At 52.2% G+C, this 23014-nt stretch carries 23 protein-coding genes; 3 read left to right on the plus strand and 20 right to left on the minus strand.

Annotated elements, in window-relative coordinates:
• Positions 1–13: 13 nt before the first annotated feature.
• The 3 genes from tnpA to BLQ88_RS03800 all read right to left on the minus strand — a co-directional run bounded on the left by tnpA (position 14) and on the right by BLQ88_RS03800 (position 1394).
• The gene (gene tnpA / locus BLQ88_RS03790; RefSeq protein ID WP_090146867.1) at positions 14–475 is read right to left on the minus strand and encodes an IS200/IS605 family transposase; all 462 of its coding nucleotides are present in this window, start codon (positions 473–475) and stop codon (positions 14–16) included.
• A 77-nt stretch (positions 476–552) separates the two neighbouring features.
• On the minus strand, positions 553–1038 hold the full coding sequence (locus BLQ88_RS03795) for a DUF6644 family protein (RefSeq protein WP_090146869.1): 486 nt from the start codon (positions 1036–1038) through the stop codon (positions 553–555).
• Positions 1039–1040: 2 nt separating this feature from the next.
• Positions 1041–1394, minus strand: coding sequence for a DUF6152 family protein (locus tag BLQ88_RS03800; RefSeq protein WP_090146871.1), 354 nt, complete (start codon positions 1392–1394; stop codon positions 1041–1043).
• Positions 1395–1528: 134 nt separating this feature from the next.
• On the opposite strand from BLQ88_RS03800, the gene BLQ88_RS03805 reads away from it, so the two are divergent.
• Positions 1529–2086, plus strand: coding sequence for a DUF4468 domain-containing protein (locus BLQ88_RS03805; protein WP_090146873.1), 558 nt, complete (start codon positions 1529–1531; stop codon positions 2084–2086).
• A gap of 8 nt (positions 2087–2094) precedes the next feature.
• On the opposite strand, the gene BLQ88_RS03810 is transcribed toward BLQ88_RS03805, so the two are convergent.
• From BLQ88_RS03810 to BLQ88_RS03820, 3 genes are all read right to left on the minus strand, one after another.
• Positions 2095–2922, minus strand: coding sequence for an SGNH/GDSL hydrolase family protein (locus tag BLQ88_RS03810; RefSeq protein ID WP_090146875.1), 828 nt, complete (start codon positions 2920–2922; stop codon positions 2095–2097).
• A 640-nt stretch (positions 2923–3562) separates the two neighbouring features.
• Positions 3563–3979: a hypothetical protein gene (locus BLQ88_RS03815; protein ID WP_090146877.1), complete on the minus strand. Its 417-nt coding sequence runs from the start codon at positions 3977–3979 to the stop codon at positions 3563–3565.
• Between the two features lie 381 nt (positions 3980–4360).
• Positions 4361–4552, minus strand: a complete 192-nt coding sequence (locus BLQ88_RS03820) for a hypothetical protein (RefSeq protein WP_012779727.1) — start codon at positions 4550–4552, stop codon at positions 4361–4363.
• A gap of 140 nt (positions 4553–4692) precedes the next feature.
• Here BLQ88_RS03820 and BLQ88_RS03825 point away from each other — a divergent pair, with 140 nt between their 5' ends.
• Positions 4693–6324: an alpha-amylase family glycosyl hydrolase gene (locus BLQ88_RS03825; RefSeq protein WP_090146879.1), complete on the plus strand. Its 1632-nt coding sequence runs from the start codon at positions 4693–4695 to the stop codon at positions 6322–6324.
• Between the two features lie 9 nt (positions 6325–6333).
• Here BLQ88_RS03825 and BLQ88_RS03830 read toward each other — a convergent pair whose 3' ends face one another.
• The 4 genes from BLQ88_RS03830 to BLQ88_RS03845 all read right to left on the minus strand — a co-directional run bounded on the left by BLQ88_RS03830 (position 6334) and on the right by BLQ88_RS03845 (position 9884).
• Positions 6334–6681 (minus strand): DUF488 domain-containing protein, encoded by a 348-nt coding sequence (locus BLQ88_RS03830; protein WP_090146881.1) that lies wholly within the window; start codon positions 6679–6681, stop codon positions 6334–6336.
• Between the two features lie 20 nt (positions 6682–6701).
• Positions 6702–8048 carry a hypothetical protein gene (locus BLQ88_RS03835; RefSeq protein WP_090146883.1) on the minus strand — a complete coding sequence of 449 codons (1347 nt, stop codon included), beginning with the start codon at positions 8046–8048 and terminating at the stop codon, positions 6702–6704.
• Positions 8049–8144: 96 nt separating this feature from the next.
• A complete protein-coding gene (locus BLQ88_RS03840; RefSeq protein WP_090146885.1) occupies positions 8145–9050 on the minus strand; it encodes a helix-turn-helix domain-containing protein in 906 nt (301 codons plus the stop codon).
• Positions 9051–9077: 27 nt separating this feature from the next.
• Complete coding sequence (locus tag BLQ88_RS03845; protein WP_090146887.1) at positions 9078–9884, minus strand: SDR family oxidoreductase; 807 nt, start codon at positions 9882–9884, stop codon at positions 9078–9080.
• Positions 9885–10153: 269 nt separating this feature from the next.
• On the opposite strand from BLQ88_RS03845, the gene BLQ88_RS03850 reads away from it, so the two are divergent.
• Positions 10154–11341 carry an SGNH/GDSL hydrolase family protein gene (locus BLQ88_RS03850; RefSeq protein WP_090146888.1) on the plus strand — a complete coding sequence of 396 codons (1188 nt, stop codon included), beginning with the start codon at positions 10154–10156 and terminating at the stop codon, positions 11339–11341.
• Here the strand turns inward: BLQ88_RS03850 and BLQ88_RS03855 are convergent.
• Genes BLQ88_RS03855 through nuoE form a run of 10 tightly spaced genes read right to left on the minus strand, consistent with a single transcriptional unit; the run spans position 11310 to position 23002 of the window.
• The gene (locus BLQ88_RS03855; RefSeq protein ID WP_090147121.1) at positions 11310–12776 is read right to left on the minus strand and encodes an NADH-quinone oxidoreductase subunit N; all 1467 of its coding nucleotides are present in this window, start codon (positions 12774–12776) and stop codon (positions 11310–11312) included. The genes BLQ88_RS03850 and BLQ88_RS03855 overlap by 32 nt on opposite strands.
• Positions 12763–14283 carry a complex I subunit 4 family protein gene (locus BLQ88_RS03860; RefSeq protein ID WP_090146890.1) on the minus strand — a complete coding sequence of 507 codons (1521 nt, stop codon included), beginning with the start codon at positions 14281–14283 and terminating at the stop codon, positions 12763–12765. Before BLQ88_RS03860 ends, BLQ88_RS03855 begins: the two co-directional genes overlap by 14 nt.
• On the minus strand, positions 14280–16169 hold the full coding sequence (gene nuoL / locus BLQ88_RS03865) for an NADH-quinone oxidoreductase subunit L (RefSeq protein ID WP_090146891.1): 1890 nt from the start codon (positions 16167–16169) through the stop codon (positions 14280–14282). Before nuoL ends, BLQ88_RS03860 begins: the two co-directional genes overlap by 4 nt.
• A 21-nt stretch (positions 16170–16190) precedes the next feature.
• A complete protein-coding gene (nuoK, locus tag BLQ88_RS03870; protein ID WP_090146893.1) occupies positions 16191–16502 on the minus strand; it encodes an NADH-quinone oxidoreductase subunit NuoK in 312 nt (103 codons plus the stop codon).
• Positions 16499–17059: an NADH-quinone oxidoreductase subunit J gene (nuoJ, locus tag BLQ88_RS03875; RefSeq protein ID WP_090146895.1), complete on the minus strand. Its 561-nt coding sequence runs from the start codon at positions 17057–17059 to the stop codon at positions 16499–16501. The genes nuoK and nuoJ overlap by 4 nt, the downstream gene beginning before the upstream one ends.
• Before the next feature lie 3 nt (positions 17060–17062).
• Entirely contained in the window at positions 17063–17578 is a 516-nt protein-coding gene (nuoI, locus tag BLQ88_RS03880) for an NADH-quinone oxidoreductase subunit NuoI (RefSeq protein WP_090146898.1), read from the minus strand.
• An 18-nt stretch (positions 17579–17596) separates the two neighbouring features.
• Positions 17597–18550, minus strand: coding sequence for an NADH-quinone oxidoreductase subunit NuoH (nuoH, locus tag BLQ88_RS03885; protein ID WP_090146900.1), 954 nt, complete (start codon positions 18548–18550; stop codon positions 17597–17599).
• Complete coding sequence (nuoG, locus tag BLQ88_RS03890) at positions 18547–21243, minus strand: NADH-quinone oxidoreductase subunit NuoG (protein WP_090146902.1); 2697 nt, start codon at positions 21241–21243, stop codon at positions 18547–18549. Before nuoG ends, nuoH begins: the two co-directional genes overlap by 4 nt.
• Before the next feature lie 6 nt (positions 21244–21249).
• Positions 21250–22518: an NADH-quinone oxidoreductase subunit NuoF gene (gene nuoF / locus BLQ88_RS03895; protein WP_090146903.1), complete on the minus strand. Its 1269-nt coding sequence runs from the start codon at positions 22516–22518 to the stop codon at positions 21250–21252.
• Between the two features lie 4 nt (positions 22519–22522).
• Positions 22523–23002, minus strand: a complete 480-nt coding sequence (gene nuoE / locus BLQ88_RS03900) for an NADH-quinone oxidoreductase subunit NuoE (protein WP_090146905.1) — start codon at positions 23000–23002, stop codon at positions 22523–22525.
• Between the last annotated feature and the right edge of the window lie 12 nt (positions 23003–23014).

Below are 23014 nucleotides of genomic sequence, written 5' to 3' on the forward strand. Positions count from 1 at the left end.
CCTGAAAAAGGAATTAGACGGGCGCACGAAAAAGGTATTGTTCCTGGAATTCCACGCCGTTTTTGACGAGCATTTCAAGATATTCTTCCGGGAAAGAGATTCCGTAATGATGTTCTTCCTGATTTTCAATGTACCTGTAAACCCGTTTAATTTCGGCTTTATTATACGAGAATGCCCCATAGCCAACCTGCCATTCAAACCGGCTGGGCAGAAAGCCCGATTCATTAATCCATTTCGAAGACTTTGCCTTAGCCACCTTCATAACCTCAGACACTGTCTGGCTCGGGCGCAACCTGAACAGGCAATGCACATGATCCTCCACCCCGTTGACAATGAGCGTCTGTGCGCCGGTCTCGTTAATCAGATTCCCGATCACACCGAACAACTCCTTACGCCATGGCATATGAAGCCTCGCTGCACGGTATTTCACGGCAAAAACACACTGAATAAAAATTTGAGAATAGCTATTTCCCATAACTGTCAGATTTACGTTCAGCCAAAAGCTAAAAACACAAATCAGCATCAGGAAATACGATGTACAAACGGCTACGATCAATAAGCCAGCAACCGCCCGCAGGCCACCACCGCTACCCAGACCACAATCGAAACCACCCCGCATACCCGTGCCGCCGGGGAAAGCTCTGCATTAACGCCGTCCCGCTTGAACGGCGCGTAAATAAATCGGTGAAACACAAACACATTCACCGCCGCAACCACTATCAACGCCACCTTAGTCCAGAAGACCGGGTCGATACCCAGCGCTTGCGCATTGGTAATGAACAGCAGAATGCCGGAAGGTATGATCAGTATCAACCCGCGTTGCGACCACGGCAGCAAATGCTTCGAAAGCAGTGTCACAGGCATCGCGCGCGAAAAGCCCAGCAGGCGCAGATCGAAAAGAAATGCAGCGCCCACCAGGAGTACGATACCCAGAATATGAACGATTTCAAGCGCCGGATACAGCCAGAGTGATTGCCGTATACCGACAGCCCACGACGATTTTTCAAGCCATTCAAGCCATTGATCGTACGACTGCACGCCTAGCGAAGTTCGTATTTGTCGTCACCCACAAAAATGCGCTCGGCGCGCATTTCGTTTTTCTCGGTCTTGTGCGGGTAAGCCACAAAACGGATCGTAGTGCCTTTCTTGACCATATCGGCATTCAGCCCGCGCGACTCCATGCGGGTGACGGGCGCCAGATACACGGTGGTGAGCGCTTTGTTGTACTTCACTTTGGCAAGAACGTGCGGATTTTCGTAGGTAAGGTCTTCGATTTTAGCCTTGAAATCGGTCGGTTTGGTCTGGTCGTAGTCGGCCCAGCCGTGGTGCAGGATGGTGAACGAAGCGCAGACGAGCAGTACAATTGCGAGCGAAATGCTTTTAAACTTTGCCATAACCTGTTGATTTTAGTGTAGTTAAAAGTAACCAAATCGTCCCTTTTAAAAAACTGAACCAATTACAAAGTGCCTGAAAGTAGCACCAAAATGTTTTCCACTATATTTGCCCGCTCACCAAGTCAACGATTATTTTGAAACATCTGCTTCTTTTCGCGCTGCTCACCGCGGCTACCCACACATTCGCACAGGACGGCCGGTTGCCGCTCGACTCCAAAAACAACATCAGCTACACCGATTCCGGGCAACCGAAATCAGGTAAGGCAGAACTCCATCAGAAGATCAGGGCATGGGTTGATAAGAAATTCGGAAACGCACAGAATGCGATCACCAGCGACGACACCCAGGCAGGCATCATACTCATTACCAGCTATATACCAGTCATCCATTCCGATTACCAATATATTCGCTTCGACCTCGGCGTTCAGTACAAGGATAACCAGTATGAGGCGCGCATTACCACGCTCGACGGCGTGTCTGCATTGCACAGCCCGGTCCGCCTGGGCGCGAAGGAAAACGACAACATCGTCGCCAAAGAACAGATCATAAAAACGGAAAGCAACCGCAAAAAGCGCAAAGACGCCGAGCTCGCCCTGCAAACCGCGAAGGCCGACAACGACGGAATCAATACCACATTATATAATTTGCTGGCCGACCTCAAAACCTACGTCACCGGCCCGAAAGCAGAATAAAAGGGGCATTATTTCAGCCCCTTCCATTTCTTTACAAGCATTTCGGCGATCACTTCGTATCCTTTGTCGGACGGGTGCAAGCCATCGTAGGTCATATCGATCGACTCCACCGGGTATGGGTATTCATCCGTTTCGGGATTGAATGGAATAGTTGCATAGTCGGGATACTTGTAATCTTTGTAAGTCCCGGTTTCCGGATCTTTCAGGCGCTTGAAGCGGACCATATTGTCCAGGTAAATGCCGCTGTCGTGGTACAGATCCACCACGGGCAGCTTCTCCTTCTTCCCTATTTCCACGATCGCATTTGCAAACTGCTCCAAAGTCTGGTCCTTTTTGGGCTTGTAGGAGCCGAATGCATTGTTTTTAGGACTGTTGATATACACAAAATCACCCCGCTGCATCGGCGTAATGAGTATAATCTTTGCCTTTTTATTGAGCTGCTTCAACTTGCTCGTAATGACCCTGAACGCGCCGTAAACCGTACCGCTGCCCGTCGCTTGCTCATAATCCGCAATTGTCCCGAGCGGCTTGCCCTGCCACCAGTCGTTAGTACCGAGGAAAACCGTGTACACATCAGCTTCCACCAACCCCAACGACTCGATCTTGTCCGCGATATTTACCGACGTCCAGCCATTATGCCCCTGATTGACATAGGTAACCTGCGGAAATTTCTCCGCGATCAGCGAAAGATAGCCTTTGGTAACACGGTTGCCGGTTTCGTCACGATGGTCATTGAGGTAGGTAATTGAATCGCCGATGGCCACCCAGGTGATTTTGCGCGGTTTCAATGCCGCAACTGTGATAATGAGCGCAAGCAGGAGCAGAAATCTTTTCATCAGATTATAAGGATTTGGGAAATTTCCTGAAAGTTAAGTCAACCATGCAGACGTTCCAAATGCGCCCTACCCCGACAGCGCCGGTAGGCATCACGCTTCGTTACTGTGGCATAAATCCCGGAATCAGGTCAAATTTAATTCCGTTACAATGAATTTATTCTACACAAATGCGACACCATTACGGAATGCAATCCTAACGACCTCAACCAAAGCTTCTCCAAGTATATATTTTTAATTAATTGAAAATCAATTAGTTGAAAAATAAACCGAATGTAGAAACCTATTTAGCATTGACCATTACGACTACAATACCAAACCAGACGAGACCGGTTCGGGACAACAACGAACTCACTTTATCGAATTTGTTTTTGAAAACATGTCACATTAATATTACAACATCTTGCAAGGTGTGGGACAGCCGAAAACCACTTGAAACGAGTAGGCAACAAAAACACTAACCTCATCATATCATGGTAGGAATTGGACTTTCTCTTACTGAGCTTCTTTTGTGGCTTGATTCTATTCTTCCTAATGTTTCTGTTATCCTTTCCTGGTAATAGACTAAGACATTAAAAAGCGAGGCCGTTCTCTTGTGAGACGGCCTCGCTGCATTTATTCAAACAATAAATAACTCTCTTGCTCAGGCGAAGAAGCTGGGGCGCTGCAAATATTCGGGATGCCAACTTGCGTCGCGGCGGCGCAGTGCACGAGCGACGGTCAGTATCGTTTCTTCCCGGTTACGCTGATGTTCGTCCGAACCCTGGGCGGCAAGATATTCGCCTACAATTTCCCACTCGAAAGAATCGGTGCGGGAATCGTAAATGCCTACCGGCACGCGATTTCCGTCCGTAAGCATCAGGCTTTGAACCAACTGCGCCTCTTCCTGCGTAGGGCAACCCACATGCTGGTACTGGTCGTTCAATGTATATAGGACCGAATACCGGTTTTGTGAATATGCTTCTTCTTTCACTTGTGTGCGGTCGGTAAAAAACTGACCGAGAAATGCCCGGAAACCTGCCGGTGCGTGCTTGCTTTTACTCTTTTTTACTTGTTTCATGGTATTGAATTTTACTAAATGCCCGTCAGGCAATATTTTCAGGAGGTTTTTATCAGATTAATTACTTTTCTTTAAATAACGGTAAAATACTAAATCACATTTATCAAACATTAAGAATTCATCAAACCTCACACATGCCTACATCTATAAACGCTCATTGTATTTCAATGGTTTACAAAAATACACATTCTTTGCCAGATTGCTTGAAATTCTTAAAATCGGCGTTTCAAATTATTAGAATAATACCATTACAAGACTAATCAACGCTTCTTGATCGGCGAGATCTTAAACAAAAAAATCGCTGACAGGGATATTTCCCCATCAGCGATTGTCACTGGTTGGCACAGGTAAATGCTGCATGCCTGAATGCAGCCCCGCGGTTTAAGCGACCTGCATATATGCTTCTTCGATGAGCCTCTTAATGTCCTCCTCGCATTCCTTCACGCGAATAGAGATACTGGTGCCGAGAAAAATCGTACACCCATGGCTGTAACCCATGTAGTAAAGGATTTTCTCTACACTTACATTCAGACTTTCGTCGAATTCGCCGGTAACTTTAATGAAAGGCATCATGGTCTGAGTAATTTTGATTTAGTGTAATATAATCAATTACTTCGATTACACCTATTTTTTATCAAATAATTCCTATAAAATTTTCGATATGCGCGTGGTGTGATTTTTTAAGGGCGGACGCAACAGCAAAGCGAATACCTATGGAAACAATCACGGATAGGAACATAGCAGACCTCAATGACCTCTGGTGGCAAACCGGTGTGATCTACCAAATTTACCCCCGCTCGTTCCAGGACGCGAGCGGCGACGGTATCGGCGACCTCAAAGGCATTGTCCAAAGGCTCGACTACCTGCAATGGCTCGGTATAGATTGCGTATGGTTATCCCCCATCTACCCCTCGCCGATGGCCGATTTCGGGTACGACATTTCCGACTACCAGGGCATTCACCCGCTGTTCGGCACAATGGAAGATTTCGACGAACTGCTCGGCCAGGTTCACAGCCGCGGTATGAAACTGATCCTCGACCTCGTCCCCAACCATACTTCCGACCAGCATCCCTGGTTTCTCGAATCGCGGTCGTCGCGGGACAATCCTAAACGCGACTGGTACATCTGGCACGACGCCGGTCAGAACGGCGCGTTGCCCAACAACTGGCTCAGCGTATTCGGCGGTCATGCCTGGGAATGGGACGAAACAACCCAACAATACTATTACCATGCATTCCTGAAACAGCAGCCCGACCTCAACTGGCGCAACCCCGAAGTGCAGAAGGCCATGATGGACGTCATGCATTTCTGGCTGCGAAAAGGTGTGGACGGATTTCGTGTAGACGTAATGTGGCACATGATTAAAGACGCGCAGCTAAGGAACAACCCGGTGGTGCCTAACTCGCCATTCGACGAAAAAGATCTCATTTACGAATACCACGACCCGGTATATTCCACCGACCAGCCCGAAGTCCACGAAATTGTGCGGATGATGCGGCAGGTAACCAACCAGTACGACGACCGCGTGCTGATCGGCGAAATTTATCTGCCGATCCACAAACTGGTAACCTATTACGGCGCGGACAGGTCGGGCGCCCACCTTCCGTTCAATTTTCAACTGCTGACGCTCCCCTGGGATTCGGAGCAGATCGCCCGGGCTATTGACGAATACGAAGGTGCATTACCGGCCGATGGCTGGCCCAACTGGGTACTCGGTAACCACGACCAGCCTCGCGTGGCCAGCCGCGTAGGCCGCTCGCAGGCGCGTGTGGCCGCAATGCTCCTGCTCACGTTGCGCGGGACGCCTACTATTTATTATGGTGATGAAATCGGTATGCGCGATGTGCCCATACCGCAGGACGAGGTGGTAGATCCGCAGGGCCTCAACATGCCTGACCGCAACATCAGCCGCGACCCTGCGCGTACGCCTATGCAATGGAACGCGGAAGAGTTTGCCGGATTTTCGGCGCACAAACCCTGGCTTCGGCTACCGCACAGCTTACGCAATGTAAATGTGGAGCTACAAAAAGAGGACCCGGATTCGATGCTGGCTTTTTACCACAGCCTGCTTACGCTACGCAAAAGGCAGCCTGCATTGCAAACAGGCAAATACACCCCGGTATATTCCGACAAACAGTTGCTCGCATTCATCCGCGAGAATGACACGGACCGTTTCCTGGTGGTTCTAAACCTCAGCCACAGGCCCGGCTATTTCCGTCCTAAAACCGAAACTTTCGCGGGAGAAATCATCGTCAGCACCGAAACCGAGCGGATCGGCCTGCGGATCGACAACAATCTGCTGCTAAGCGGGGATGAGGGATTGATTATAAGATTGGAACGTTGAGTAAGGTAATCAGGATTTTTCAAGCAGCTCTTTCAAAACCAGCGCCTGATTGCGGTCCTCTGTTTTGGCTGAAAAAAGCAGGGTTACCACTTCGTTTTCAGTGACCAGTGAGCGCAATGCATGCAATGCGTCGGAATCTTTCAATTCTGCCTTGTAACGTGTTTTAAACTCGTCCCATTCGTCCATATTGGCGTGGAACCATTTTCTAAGCGCATCGGACGGCGCTACTTCTTTCAACCACCGATCGATACCGGCGGCTTCTTTGGTGAGCCCGCGCGGCCACAGGCGGTCTACCAGTACACGGTAGCCATCTGTGGCCGCTGCCGGTTCATAAATACGTTTGGTTCGGATTGCCATAGGCTGTTCTTTTAAAGGTTTTACATTCCTTTAAAGTTAGCCATGCCTGCGGCTTTCAGGCCAGTTTTAAAAGTATTTTTTATCCTGAACTCCGCCTGAATGGACGACGTACGCAATGCCTGCGGACAACCTTCCGTGCGCATGTAAAAAGGCCCGGTTAAATGCCCCTGGATATACTCTGCCCCGTCGACAACGCTGATCTGCGTAATGGTAACACCGCCCGGCGATATGCGTACACCGCTGGGACAATCCGCGTGGGCCGACAGCCACCCTCCGCCAGGGCCATTATAGCTGTTGGTAAATTCCGCCCATGCGCTCCTGTCGGCCCGCTCGGCGTAAGCATAAGTGCGATTGGGCGCGTTGAAATTAACATCGTTGATCTGCACGTGGAGCGATTGTGCCGGATTCTCATTATAGCCTGCCAGGACAATATTTTTACCGGTAACCATGAAAGTGAGGTTTTCCCAATCGAATGGAGTTCCGGCAAATACGCCGCGGAAATAGTCCTTACCGATCAAGATTTGTTTTACTACTTGCAGCTTCCCCTTCTTACCTTTCAGCGTAATGTCCGCAATCACGGTTACCGGATTGCTAGGTGGATTTTTCGAAGGAGCAGTAAACGCGGCTTTGTGAACTTCCCCATGCATATCCTCTATCGATCCCCCAGCTTTGACAGTTCCGTTTGCCGCGCCTCCCGCTACCTTCCATTCTACCGTTTCAACTTCCACATCAGCCGGTTTTCCGTCCCAATTCCCGAAAACAATCGGTCTATTAAATATCCACATTTCAAGCGAGACAGAAGCGCCCAACTCAACATAATGAGCGCCGTCAATGAATGTGCTTCCAATAACTGCCAATTCGTAGGCAGTCCAATCACTGAAATGCGGCATTTCCGTGGTAATCGCATGCGCATTGGTATCCACGCTCACTTCGGGCATATGATACCATCGCTTGTCGGCACCCTGCGTTGCTATCCTGAATGCGTCGGGGTTGTTGGCGGCAACTGTTCGGGGATCGTAGTTAAACGTAAGTGACGCCGGCTTTTCAAATGTGGTACCGTCGGGTGAAAAGCGGTAGGCTGCTCCCATCCCGTTCGGCGCTTTGTTGGTGATCGGCTGAATGCTGATCTCCGTGTCCTTTGGCAATGCACCGGCCGGGATCGTAAGCACCACCCGGTCATCGGCTGATGTAATCGTCCCGCCCGCCGCGCCGATCACCTTGCTCGAAACGGTACCGTCGGGGACACCGACCTCAGTGGCGCCCCCAACGTTACCATTTTCGGGACTTACTGCGTCGTCGGTTTCCTTACACCCCAACAGTCCTCCCAAAAACAAAAACACTACAAGTACTTTTCTGCTGATTTTCATGGCTATTTTGAATGATTTGATCACACAAAATAAGCCGGTTGCGGTGGCCGGAAGGCTAGTATTTCCCGCCAGGTTTGTAGCATTTTGCGCCAGATGTCAGTTGAGGTTCCTGAATGCGCTGGGTGATTTACCGGTTTTGGTTTTGAAGATTTTGGTAAAATGCGAAGGGTGCTCGAAGCCGAGATCGTAAGCAATCTCACTGATAGAATGCTCCGTACCCCAAAGCAGCGACTTGGCCTTGTCGATCATCCGCAGGTGAATATGCTCCTGGGTGGTTTTACCGGTGAAGCGATTGAGCAAGTCGGAGAGGTAATTGGGCGAAAGATTGAGCTCCGAAGCGAAATGTTTGACGCTCGGCAGCCCGGTTTCTATCAATGTATCTTTTGAAAAATAATCGTTCAGCAACCGCTCGAAATGCTGCACGAGGTCATTACTAACCTTCGCCCGGGTGTAGAACTGGCGGTCGTAGAAGCGGTCGCAGTAATTGAGCAGTAACTCTATATTACCGGTGATGAGGCGGAGCGTATGCTTGTCGATATTCTGGGAATACTCCCGCTCGATGTTGCCGACACAATCGCGGATCAACTGTTTTTCGTCCTCGGAAACGTGCAACGCTTCATTTACATCGTAGTTAAAAAACGAGTATTGATGTATTTTTTGTCCAAGTTCCGTCGCGTTGATCAGGTCGGGATGAATGAACAGCGCCCACCCCTCCTCGACGCCGCCTTCCTCAATGTTACCCGTTATGACCTGCCAGGGGGCCGTGAACATGAGCGACCCTTCGCTGAAATCGTAATGCCCTTTTCCATATTTGAGCACGCCGTGGATGCGCTTGCATGAGATCGTGTAAAAGCCGAACCGGAAGGTCGTCAGCTCGCGCGGGCATTGCGCGTAAAACTGGGTATTGTCGATCAGGCTGATCAGCGGATGTTTCGGCTTGGGCGCGCCCACGTAATCGTGCAGGGCACTAATGGACTCGATATCAAGATACTGGCTGGTCATAACTTTGAAAAAGCTGAATAATGAATGCTAAATGTGGCCGGCAATCAGGTTTTTGATCGCGAGGTCGTCCATTTCCTTTCTGGCTTGAAGCAGCTGGACGGCATCGGCACCCACCGGGTAACGCAACTGCTCCGAGCTGTCGCTGGCCGCCTCGAAAATCGCTTCCGCCACTTCCCACACGCGCTCCGACATCGGCCAGTTATCTACCTGTCCGGCAAAAGCGTCGTAGGCCGGCTTGTAGTCCAACAAATCGCCTGCGCCAAAAGTTGCCAGCGACCGGCCCGCAAAATCCGTTTTATAACCACCCGGCTCCACGATTTTTACTTTGATGCCCAGCGGTTCGAGCTCAAATTGCAGCGATTCCGAAATTCCCTCGACCGCGTATTTGGTAGCATGGTAAAGTGTCGAGAAAGGGAAAGCAATCCGTCCGCCCATCGACGACACATTCACGATCACCCCGCTCCTGTTCTCGCGCATATGCGGCAGTACCGCCTTGATCACTTCGATCACCCCGAACACATTCACATCGAACTGCTGCCTTACCACCTCCATCGGCGCCGCTTCCAGTACGCCCAACGAACCATATCCGGCATTGTTGACCACCGCATCGATACGACCGAAGCGCGCGATACCGTCTTCTACCGCTTTTTGAATACTCTCGCTATCGGTCACATCCAGGCGTACCAGGGCCACGCGGTCGAGGTTGCCGAGCTCCGTCTCTTTCTCCGGCGACCGCATCGAAGCGATCACATTCCATCCGTTTTTTTGAAATAACCGTGCGGCGTCTTTACCGAATCCCGAAGAAGCGCCTGTAATCAATACTGTCTTTGTCATCACTTTGGTTTGTTTAATTGAATGATGCAAAGTTGGGCGGTACCGCGGCGGCGGGCTTATATCTATCTACGGAAGGCTTATACTTTTCAATGCAGCTTTCAAATGCATTCTCAATTTCCTGTACCGGTTGCTCAATTCTTTCCTGCAAAGAAGCAGATCCCATTCGCAACGCCAGTTAAAAAGCCGGTGTCTCCGCTTTTAGAATTCAAGCCTTAAAGTATCGGAAATTAATATAACCAAGGTTATCAAACCCTTAACCCCTTTAATGAATGAACCTTATTGCTTTCCTAACCGGCCTTTTGCTGATGTGCATGCCGCTTTTCCGACAGGATTTTTTTGTCAGACACTCCACTATTTTTCCTTTGTATTTTTTAATGTTCCCGATCGGACTGACCATTATGATCTGGTCGTTTTCGGGTGGGAAGCGTAAACGCCTGGCAATATTGTTCGGGCTGTTTGTACTGATTGAAGCCGGGCTGGTGGGAAGCGTCTGGTATATAGCTGAATTTCAAAAATATACACCATTCTCGGAAGACTATCTCAACTGGGTCCGGCAGCAATATGCCAGCTCTTTTAAAAATACCACCAATTTCAATTCGCAGCTCTCCCAATACGATTCCTCGCTGACTTACCGGTTTCGACCCAATATCACCGGCAGGTTTAAAAACGCAGAATTCGATGTTGAAATAAAAACCAATTCCCTGGGTGTGCGCGACGACGATGCCGCTCTGCATAACCCATCCATAGTTATCCTAGGCGATTCGCATGGTATGGGCTGGGGCGTGGAACAAGCAGAACGCTTTTCGGAAGTAATTGAAAAGAAGTTCAATATAAATGTGTTGAATACTGCCATAACCTCCTATGGCTCGTACCGGGAAACGAAACTCCTGAACGAACTGGATATGGATTCCTGCAAATTGCTTATTATTCAATATTGCGATAACGATCTGGAAGAAAACAAAGCCAACCTCGTCAAAGCGCAGAAACCCAGCATAGATGCACATGGATTTGATGTAGCCGAGCGGCAAAACAAGATCGCCAATACCTATTTCCCTTTCAAAGGCATTTTTATAACGCTCCGCTGGTACATTGGCGAGGCCTTGAAAAAATCGCCGGCGCCCGTCATCGCACCGGCTAATGCGAAACCGGTAGCGAACACAGTAAAACAGCCGGAACATGCGGAAGCTTTTTTCCCTTACCTGAGCCGCATCAGGACGCGCTACAAGGGCCCGATCGTCGTTTTCGACCTCGGCGTTTACAACTTACCGCTCGTGAAAGAATTCCAGGCTTATCAACAGCTTCACCCAATGCCGGATGTGCATTTTGTGAACGTCCACCCGCTGCTCGACCGGCGGTACTATTTCACCATCGACGACCACATCAATGCCCGCGGCCACGCGAAAATCGGCAACGCGCTGGCCGTGCTTATTCAGCAAAAGAAGTGGCTGGCGCAGTAACGAGCAATTGAAGGTCTCTTACAACGCCGATTGCATGATCGGGGTAAACACCCAGCCAGATCAGCGCAAACGTGAGAACAAATAGCGCTACCATGCTTATCCCAAGGAAAACGGGGTATTTGGGCGGCGGGCCGGGCAGCAAATCGCGGGTTCCGGCGAACATCGTCGTCACCACCCGCAGGTAATAGTAAAGCCCGACGACGCTACTTAGCACCAGCACACTGGCCAGTAGCCAAAACCCCTGCCCGATGCCCGTGGTGAGCACATAAAATTTACCCGTAAAACCCGCCGTGAGCGGTATCCCCGCCAGCGAAAACATGGCCACGCTGAGTATGCTCGCCAGCGCGGGCTGCTTCCAGAACAACGCCCTGTAATGCACGAGCTCCTCCGCATCCGACTCCGCTCCGGAAAGAATGGTAATCACTCCGAATGCGGCGAAGGTGGCCGTGAAGTAAGTAAGCAGGTAAAAACTGACCGCCTGCGGCACCACGTCGCCTCCCGGAATGAATGCTACCAGCAGATAGCCCAGGTGCGCGATGGAAGAATAGGCAAGCACCCGCTTGATATTGCTTTGGCGCAATGCCAGCAGGTTCCCGACCACCATTGAAGCAATGGCAATGACAATCATGACGACCTGTAATTGCTCCGACCGGAAACCGTCAATCGCCGCGAAAAAGCGCAGCATTGATGCTACTACGCCACCCTTCGAAGCCGTAGCGATGAATGCGGTTACAGGCACGGGCGCGCCCTGGTACACATCCGCCGTCCACATGTGAAAAGGCACCACCGCCAGTTTGAAACCCAGCCCGACGAGCATCAGTCCAAGCCCGGTGAGGAGCAATGGCGGCACGCTGGCCGCGCCTATCACATTCGCCATTCCCGCGAACGATAATGCGCCCGTTTGCAGATACACGAGGGCCATTCCAAAAAGCAGGAAAGCGGATGAAAACGCCGCCAGTACCAGGTACTTGATCCCGGCTTCGATGCTATGGTTGCGCGCACGCAGGTAGGCAATGAGCGCGTAGAGGCCTATGGTGAGGATTTCGAGCCCAAGAAATAACGAAACGAAGTGGTTGCTGACCGCCAGCACACACGCGCCCAGCGTACACAGGAAGAGCAGCACGTAATACTCTTTGGGCCCTTCTTCTTTTTCCTGAAAATAAATGTAGGAAAACACATTGACCGCCAGCCCGGAAAAAATGATCAACCCGATCATGAAAGCGCCGAAGCTATCGATCATAAACAGCGAACCGACCTGATAGGGCAGCATCGCACGGATATTCAGCAAGGAAATGAATGCGATGACAAAAAGTAAAAGGCTTACCAGCTGAATGAGGCGATGGCTCAACCGCGCCACGATCAGCAACATCACCAGGACGGATGCGCCAGCCAGCACCAGGAGCGGCATCAGCGCGTTGAAATCATTGTTTGACATAAGGCTGGTGTTGTAAAGCCGCACTTTGAACATCCATAAACCGTACAAGCTCGGTAATAGCCGGCCGCGCAGTGTCGATTACGGGCTGCGGAAACAGGCCGAGCCAAACGATCGATACCGTGAGCGCAGCCATAATCAGCATTTCCCGGAAAGAAAAATCCGGGACTGTTTCCATCGTTTTCCGCGGGCCGAGAAATATCTTCCCGACAATGCGCAGCGAGTAAACGGCCGAGAATATCAGTCCGGACGCTGCGGCTACGGTGATCCAGGGATGAGCCTGGAATACCCCCAGCAGGATCAGAAATTCGGCAATGAAGTTTCCCAGCCCCGGCAATCCCAGCGAGGCCATCGCAAATACGAGCCCTATCGAGCCCATTTGCGGCATTGGGCCCCAAAGGCCGCCCATTTCCCCGATATCCCGGGTATGCAGCCGTTCCTTGATCATCCCGGCCATTAAAAACAATGCACCGGTGCTCAAAGCATGCGTTACCAGCTGCATAACCACGCCTTGCAGTGCCAGCTCATTCAATGCAAAAATCCCTGTAATGACGAAACCCATGTGGCTAACGCTCGTGAATGCGACCAGCCTTTTCAGGTCGGTTTGCGAATAAGCCATCACCGCGCCGTAAATAATGCCCACCACGCCCAGCACCATCGCCGGAACCGCCGCTTCCCTCACCGCCTCCGGAAACATCGGTACCACGAACCGCAGCATGCCGTAAGCCCCGGTTTTCAGTAGCAGTCCGGCCAGGATAAGGCTTCCGGCTGTGGGCGCTTCCCCGTGCGCGTCGGGCAACCAGGTATGGAATGGAAAGACCGGCAGTTTGACCGCAAATGCAATCATAAAGCCCGACATCAGCCAGAATGCCGATTTGAATGGGATGACCGTTCCGGTCAGTTCGAAATAATTGAATGTGTAAATGCCGGTGTCTTGGCCGTGGATGAAGTACAGGCCCAGTATGGCCAGGAACATCAGCAAGCCGCTGGCCTGTGTAAATATGAAGAATTTGTAAGCCGCATATACCCTGTTTTCGCTTCCCCAAATGCCGATCAGAAAGTACATCGGAATGAGCATTACCTCCCAGAAAAAGTAGAACAGGAACAAGTCCATCGCCATAAACACCCCGGCCACACCGGCCAGGATCCAGAGCAGGTTGAAATAGTAAAAACCCGTCCGCTCGCGGATTTCGTCCCAGGAGCATAACACTGCCAGCACGCCGAGGAAAAATGTGAGTGCCAATAGCAGCAAACTCAGCCCGTCAACAGCCAGGTGGAAGCTAATGCCAAAAGAAGGAATCCAGGACTTGCGGTAATCCAGCAGCCATTGACCGGATGGTACCGACCCCCCGGCTGGTGATGTGTTTGCCCAAATGGCGATCACGCACATTAACCCGATGACGCAGGCTACCAATGCAATCCACCGTGGTACGTGCCTGCTCCATTCCCCGGCCACGACCGCCGCAACGGCCCCGACCATTAAAACCGTGATCAAAAGAACCAGCATCATAGCATTATCTGAATACCGAGGATGAGAATTGCGCCAGCGACCAGGCCCATGATATACCACCGGAGCGAACCGGATTGCGTTCGTGAAAGCAGCTTGTACATGTCGCCGGTTATGGCGGCTATTCCGGTGTACAGCTTGTCGGTAATGTCCTTTTTATTGATGCTGGAAATATAAATGAAAGGTTTCACCAGCATCCGGTCGTACAGCGCATCGAAGGCCCAGCCCGAAAACCAGAAGCGGTGAAGCTGCACCACCAGTCCATTCCGGCGAAGATTTTCAATGCGAGACGGTTTTTGGTAATAATAATAGTAACCCAGAAATATGCCTCCCAGGGTGGCTAATGCTGCCAGCAATTGAAAAAGCCATTCGGAAGGAATATTCTCCTTCATGAATGTTTCGGGTAAAACCGGGTGCAAAAGGTCCGAGAAGAGGGTGAAATGTCCGAAATTATGAGGTAGCTCGATAAAACCTGCGAAAACCGAGAATAGCGCCAGCACTACCAATGGCATGGTCATGCGCCTGCCCGGTAGATGACCGATGGGCGTATGCGACTCGCCCCAGAAAGTCAGGATCATCATACGGGTAGTATACGCGGCGGTGATCAATGCACCGGCCAGCGCTACCGCCCACAGCACGGCATTGCCGCCACCAGCCGACCAGGAATACCAGAGGATCTGATCTTTACTGTAAAAACCGGCGCTCACGAGCGGCACCGCGGCCAGGGAAATTGCTCCCGCCAGAAACGTCCAGAAAACGACGGGCATTTTATCTTTCAAACCGCCCATTTTAAACATATTATGCTCATGATGAAGAGATTCGATGATCGCCCCCGCGGCCAGGAAGAGTAATGCTTTAAAAAACGCATGGATCATAAAATGGAACACGGCTGCCGTCCACGCACCTACGCCCAATGCAAGGAACATATAGCCGATCTGGCTGATGGTGGAATAAGCGAGCACGCGTTTGATATCGTACTGGGTAAGTGCCGTCAATCCGGCAAGCAGCAACGTGGCCGCTCCGATGACCGCAACCACCAGTCGGGCGGTTTCGGAAAGGGCAAAGATCGTATGCATACGAGCAACCAGGTACACGCCCGCAGTCACCATCGTGGCCGCATGTATGAGCGCGCTCACGGGCGAAGGCCCGGCCATGGCATCTGGGAGCCAGGTTTGTAATGGTAACTGGGCCGATTTGCCGAGACCGCCGGCCAGCAACAGTAGCGCGGTGATCGTGACGCTCGTGCTGTTGGGCTGCCAGATCGCCGACGCATTGGCCCCGATTTCGGAAACGACCAGCGTGCCGGCCTGCTGAAATACCATAAACAGCCCGATCGCCATCGCCGCGTCACCAATGCGCGTCACGGTGAATGCTTTGCGGGCGGCAGCGCCGTTGGCGGGCTGTTCGTACCAGAAGCCGATCAGCAGGTAGCTGCACAGCCCCACGCCTTCCCAGCCCAGGTACATCAGCAAAAGGTTGTCCGCCAGGACGAGCACCAGCATTGAAAACACGAACAGGTTCATACTCGCAAAAAACCGCGCGTAATCCCTGTCGGCCTCCATGAACGCGGTGGAATAAATGTGGATCAGCGCGCCGATAAAGGTGATCGCGAACACAAATACCAGTGACAGGGCGTCGAGCGAGAGGGTGATTTTTGCATTAAAATCCCCTACTTCGAACCACGTCCATAAGGTCTGCGTGTACACAGCGTTTTCGGGCATGCCCGACAGGAATGCACCACCCACGGCGAACATAACGAGCGCGGAAAGGCAGATGCTGCCCGCCCCGACGATCGCTACCGCTTTCCGGGAAATGTACTTTCCGGCAAATGCGAGGATAAGGAACCCGCCCAGCGGCAGGGCAGGAATGAGCCACAGAAACTTGTCCATGCGCTTTCAGGTTTGGGGGTATTACCCATTCATTTCTTTCAGGTTGTCTATATCCAGCGATTTGTGCTGGTGATAGATTTGCAGGATCAACGCCAGGCCGATAGAAACCTCCGCGGCCGCCATTGCGAGAATAAATACGAACATGACCTGCCCATCGGGCTGTCCCCACCGCGAACCCGCGGCTACAAATGCCAGACCGGACGCGTTGAGCATGATCTCGACCGACAACAGCATGAATATGATATTCTTACGGATGATCACCCCGACGATCCCCAATGCAAACAGGAGCCCGGCCAGCAGTACCACCACTTCGATGGAAACAGATGGTTTCATAGCATTACCGCTTCGTGTTTCTCTTCTTCTTTCTCCACTTCTTCTTTCAAAAACCGGTGCAGTACCAGCCTTTTATGACGCCCAATGTGCGCAGCGCCTACCACCGCGGCCATCAGCAGCATTGCCGCCAGCTCCACGCCGATCAGGTATTCACGGAATAACGACACCGCTACTTGCCGCGGGCTCACCACAGCCGGGCTGTATGTGCCTTGGCCGGACGACAAAACCAGCACCAGAAATTCGGCAAACAATACAGCCGCCAGCAGCGTAGGACCAACCCATACTTTTACTTTCAACCATTTGCGCTCCTGTTCGGCAGTCTCTTTCCCTAGGTTCAGCAGCATTACCACAAAAATGAAAAGCACCATGATCGCGCCGGCGTAAATGATGATTTCCAGCAATGCGGCGAATGAAGCGCCGAGCAGGTAGAAGAGCATAGCGTGCGCGAGCAGCGATACGTTGAGGTACAGCAATGCATGGACAGGATTGTGCCGCGTGATCACCATCAGCGTGGCAACTACGGCAACAGTACCGGCGATATAAAAGGCGATTTCCATAGCTCAGGGGATTAAACTGCGTATATCAACCGGTGGCTCCTCGTTTGCACCCTCCCCCTTTCCTTTCACGCCGGCTGCCAGCCCGGCCACTTTGTAGTAATTGTAGCCCGGATACTTGCCCTGACTGTCGATCAGCAGGTCTTCTTTTTCGTAGACCAGATTCTGCCGGTTGTATTCGCCCATTTCAAAATCGGGGGTGAGCTGGATGGCATAGGTAGGGCACGCTTCCTCGCAGTAGCCGCAGAAAATACATCTTGAAAAATTGATCCTGAAAAAAGCGGGATACCTTCTGCCATTTTCGTCCTCGGTGGCTTGCAGCGAAATGCAGTCGACCGGGCAGGCGGCGGCGCACAGGTAACAGCCTACGCAGCGTTCGCCCCCGTCGGGGTCACGCGTGAGCACAATGCGCCCCCGCCAGCGCGGGTGCAGCACCACTTTTTCTTCCGGATACTGGATAGTCTCGCGCTTTCTGAACATATGCAGGAAAATGAGGCCGATCGATCTGAGTAAGCTGAACATGACGCATTCGGTTAATGGTTAGTTTTTCAGCAATGTAAATGCACCGGTGACGAGCAGGTTGAGCAAGGCAATGGGCAGGATGATTTTCCAGCCATATTCCATCAGCTGATCGTACCGTGGACGTGGCAGCGAAGCGCGTAGCAGTATAAAAAAAATGATAAAAACGAATGTTTTGAGGGTAAACCAAACGACCGGCGGCAACACAGGCCCCAGCCATCCACCAAAGAAAATGGTGACTACCATGGCTGAAATCAGGATAATGCCAAGGTATTCCCCGATGAAGAACATGCCGAATTTCATACCCGAATACTCGGAGTGAAAGCCTGCCACGAGCTCGCTTTCCGCTTCGGGAATGTCGAAAGGAAGCCTGTGGGTTTCGGCTATTCCGGCTGTCAGGAAGAGTACAAAAGCGACGGGCTGCGTCACCACAAACCAGAAATCCTTTTGCGCCATTACAATGTCCATCAGCCGGAACGAGCCCGAAAGCATCACCACACCCATCAGAGAAAGTCCCATGAAAACCTCGTAGCTGATCATCTGCGACGCCCCGCGTAATGCACCCAGCAGCGAATATTTGTTATTGGACGCCCAGCCACCCAACACAATGCTGTACACGCCGAGCGAGGACATGGCCAGGAAAAACAGCAAGCCAATGTCCAGATCCGCCACCAGTATATCCGGCGCGAACGGTACTACCACGAAGCTCAGCAACACCGACGCCGCCACAATGGCCGGGGCAAAAACGAAGACGGTTTTCTCTGCAAACGGCGGTATCCAGTCTTCCTTGAAAAACAGTTTGATCGTATCGGCCACCACGATAAACAAACCGAAAGGCCCGGCGCGGTTAGGGCCGTAGCGGTCCTGCCACACGGCCAGCATCCGGCGTTCGAGCCAGATCAGCCAGGCCGCGATCGTGGTGAGCGTGAACAGGATGATGACGATCATCAAAGTATATTTCAGGATCTCATTCATAACATTGCTTTGGTTAAAACACCTTTCGCAGGCCACGCGATACCCGACAATGCGGGCAGATTGTACGGTAATCCGGCCAGGCCTTGGGGAATCTCGTCTTTCCGGATCACCGGCAGATCATAAACCTGGCCGCCAATCTGCATTTGTAAAACATCTCCCTCGGCCACTTGCAGGCGCGCCGCATCCAGGCCGTTCAGGGCAATGTAGGGACGGGGCGAACGGCTTTCCACCGACGGAGAATGCACGCTAAGCTCATCCGAACCAAAAATGTGCGGCAAGGGTACCAATGTCATTTCATTTTCCTGCCTTTCGAATGCAGGGGGGATATGGGTTGACAAACCATTCGCGAAATGCAAAGCTTCCGCCGACAGCCTTACGCCGGGATCGCCTCCCCGCAACGCTCCGCCAGCCTCGCTTTGGTATTTATGCACCGATTGCCCCGAATTCCACCCGGGCGACCAGTAGAACGGCGTCAGCGGCGCAGGCGGCATGCCGCGGTAACCTTCCATCGTGAACGAAAGCGGCGAATCGGTGTCTTCCGGCGGCTTGGGTTCGCTCACGGCCACATTAGCGAGCATGGCCGTACGGCCGCTGAACCGGTGCGGCTCCCGGGGAATGCGCTGGCCGTTAATGCGAAAATCGGATAACGGCGCGGCGGCTTCGACTCCTTTGAACTGCGGCATGGAGGCAACCAGCTCTTCCAGCAGGTTATCGAGCTCCCGCAGCTCGTCGGGCATAGTACCCTCTCGAAATTGTCTGAACTCGTCGAGCCAGCGCCAGCTTTCACGGATATGCTCGTTTTTAGGCATAAAAACCTGAAAAAACCGCTGCGCACGTAACTCATTATTCACCAGCGTGCCTTCGCCTTCCGCAAAAGTGGCGGCGGGCAGCAGTATGGTCGCTTTACTGGTAGTGTCGTTCTGGATGTGATCCAGTACCATGATATTTTTAAATGCATTCAAAAACCGATCGACCCCGGACCGTTCTCCGCGGCGGTACAGATCGTTTTCCAGGATAATGGCCGTGGTAAACCCGCCGGTTTCCGCAGCTTTCATTGCCTGGCGGAGCGATGGCGCCTGCATCATCGCCAATCCGGCCGAATTGCATTCAGGTATTACCAAACATAACCCCGCTTTCCTGTCGTCCTTCTCCAATGCCCGGCCGATCCGATAGGCGGCCTGAATAATCGCCTCATTCAACAGCGATGTTCCCGACACGATCAGCGGCCTTTTCGCCTTTTGCAACAAGTCAGCCATACGCCTGGCCGATTCCAGTGCTTGCGGTTCCATACTTTCGGGCAAAGCCTCATTACCATCGATATAATGGGCAATGGCGAAACCGAACCGTGCGATGTCTTCCGGTGCCGCGTGAAGTGTGCCGGATGCTAACTCATCGAGTTTGGTGTGAACGGGATAAGCCATAAAAAGCGCTCCCTTATCGTCTTGAATCAGTTCCCGGACGGCAGCATCATGCCAGAGCGGGATGTTCGACGGGGCCATATCTTCCAGCGGTTTGGTGCGCACTGCCTGCCGCAATGCCAATGCAAGCCTGGGAGCCGAGTTAGTCGGATCTTCGCCTAAAACAAGGACCACATCCGCATATTCCGTTTCCTTCAACGAAGGCGAGTACACGTTTCCGTTTTTCCGGATGGCCAAAACTTTGTCCAGCAGTCGCGCCTCGTCTTCGGGAATGCCCTGGTAAAAGTTCGCCTCCCCGACAAGCCGCCGCAATGCAAAATTAGCTTCCAGCGACGCCCGGGGTGAACCGATACCGATCATCGGGCCCTCTGTAAAAATCGCGTTCAGGCTTTCGAAGAGGTTATTACCTTCATTTTCTGCACGAACGAAAGGTTGCCTTACCCTGTCGGGGTCATTTACAAACTCGTAGCCATACCGACCGCGGTCGCAAATGAAATAGCCGTTCACTTCGCCATTGAACCGGTTGGTAATCTGCCGCAATGCCCCGTAGCGTTCACCTGCGATAATGTTGCAACCCAGGCTACAATGCTGACAAATGGACGGCGCCATGGTCATGTCCCATTTGCGGGTGTAATGCTCTCTTAAAGTTTTATCGGTAAAAACGCCTGTCGGACAGACTTCCGCCAGGTTACCGCTGAATTCATTTTCCAGGACACCATCCTTTTCCCTTCCAAAATAGACGTGGTTATGCGCCGCAAATACGTCCAGGTCTTTTCCACCCGCATAATCCTTGTAAAACCGCACGCAGCGGTAGCATTGGATGCAGCGGTTCATTTCATGATGGAGAAACGGGCCGAGGTACTGGTTTTGATAGGTCCTTTTCGGGTAACGGAAACGGCGGTACGCGTGGCCTGTCATGACGGTCATATCCTGCAAATGGCAGGACCCGCCCTCGTCGCACACCGCGCAGTCGTGCGGGTGGTTGCTCATGAGCCATTCGATGTTCTGCGAGCGGAAATCGTGGGCGGCAGTATCATTTACAGACAAATACATATTATCCCGAACGCCTTCCATACACGCCATCGCCAGGCGGCCCGTTTTGTCGTTTTCGTCCTTGAAAAGCTTGACGGCACATTGGCGGCACGCGCCTACCGACCCCATGGCCGGGTGCCAGCAGAAATACGGCAGGTCGAGCCCGAGCGTGAGGCAGGTTTCGAGCAGGTTCTTACCCGGTTTTACGTCATAAGGCTTTTGATCGATGTAAATGCGTACCATGATAATTTACCGCCAGGGGCATTTTTTTTGATCGATATGTCTTTCAAAATCTTCTCTGAAATATTTCAGCGCGCTTTGCAGCGGCTCCATCGCACCCGGCGCGAGTGCGCAGAACGTGTTGCCCGGGCCCAGGAAGCGGGTATGTGTTTCCAGCAGGTTCAGATCTTCCGGCTTGCCTTCGCCGCGCTCGATGGAAAGCAATATTTTCTCCGTCCACGGCAATCCTTCACGGCAGGGCGTGCACCATCCGCACGACTCCTGCGCGAAGAAATGTTCGAGGTTGTGGACAAACCCAACCGGGCAAGTGTGGTCGTCGAGAATGATCATCGTGCCGGTACCGAGCCTGCTGCCGGCTACGGCCACGGATTTGAAGTCGAGGCTGATATCCAGATGCTCCTTCACCAGGAAGTCGGTAGAAGCGCCGCCGGGCAATGCGCCCCTGAAACCGTACCCATTAGCCATTCCGCCTGCGCAATCCTCGATCAGCTCGCGCATGGAAACGCCCATCGGCAGCTCCCAGAGGCCCGGCTTTTTGACCCTTCCGCTGACGCCGTAAATCTTCGTCCCCGCATCGTTCCCTTTGCCGAGGCTTTTGAACCATTCGGGGCCATTGTTGATGATGTGGGGGATATTGCAAAGCGTTTCGACATTGTTGACGATCGTAGGCTTGCCGAACAGCCCGCTTACCTGCGGGAAAGGTGGTTTGGCCCTTGGAGTAGCCCTTTTTCCCTCCAACGCATTGAGCAACGCGGTTTCCTCCCCGCAGATATACCGCCCGACGCCGGTATGCAGGTACATTTCGAGATTATAACCTGTTCCTAGAATGTTTTTGCCCAAGTACCCGGCCGCATATGCCTCATCCATGGCATGTTTGAGTAGCCTGCCTGCCTTTTTGTAGGCCCAACGCAGGAATATATACGAAATGTTAGCCTGAATCGCGAACGCCGAGATAATCATGCCCTCGATCAGCTGATGCGGGTTGCCCTCCATCAGCATCCGGTCTTTGAATGTTCCCGGCTCCATTTCATCGGCATTCGCGATCAGGTATTTCACCGGGTAATCGCCATTCATCGGCACGAAACTCCATTTCATACCCGTGTTGAAGCCCGCTCCTCCCCTGCCTTTCAGGTCCGACGCCTGCACGATGTTCGTGATGTTTTCGGGCGAAAGCGTGAGCGCCTTCCGCAATGCCTGGTAGCCGCCGTTCATTTCATAATCGCGGAGGTTGTAGCAGGGGCGGTCGAAGCTGATATGCTCGGTAAGGGGCCTTTCCATGTCGTCAGTGGTATCTGTCCAATATTTCTTCCAGGTCATGTTCGGTCACATTCCGGAACAGCTCGTTGTTGATCATCAGCGCGGGCGCGTGGTCGCACGTACCCAGGCAGGCGTTGGGCAGGAGCGTGAAACGGCCGTCGGCGGTAGTCTGGCCAAAGCCGATGCCCAGCCGCTCGCGGAGCTGCACGTATATTTTTTCATAACCCATTACATAACAACTAATGCTGTCGCACAGGAGAATGATGTTCCTGCCGACCGGTCGTCTGAAAACGAGGTTATAAAAAGTAGCGACGCTATCGAGTTCTTCCGGGGATATTTCGAGGTAATCTGCAATGGCTTGCAGGCTGTCGTCGGAGATCCATCCGCGGTGCTGCTGCACGATTTTGAGCGCTTCGATAGCCGCCGCCCGGCGCACAGGCACCAGCGCGATCTCATGGTCAATCTCCGCCATTTCTTCCGTTGTGAGTGTATCCTGGGCGATCATGACAAAGCTTTT

Origin of the sequence: Dyadobacter soli (genome assembly GCF_900101885.1) — a bacterium.
In the GTDB taxonomy this organism is placed as follows: Bacteria; Bacteroidota; Bacteroidia; order Cytophagales; family Spirosomataceae; genus Dyadobacter; species Dyadobacter soli.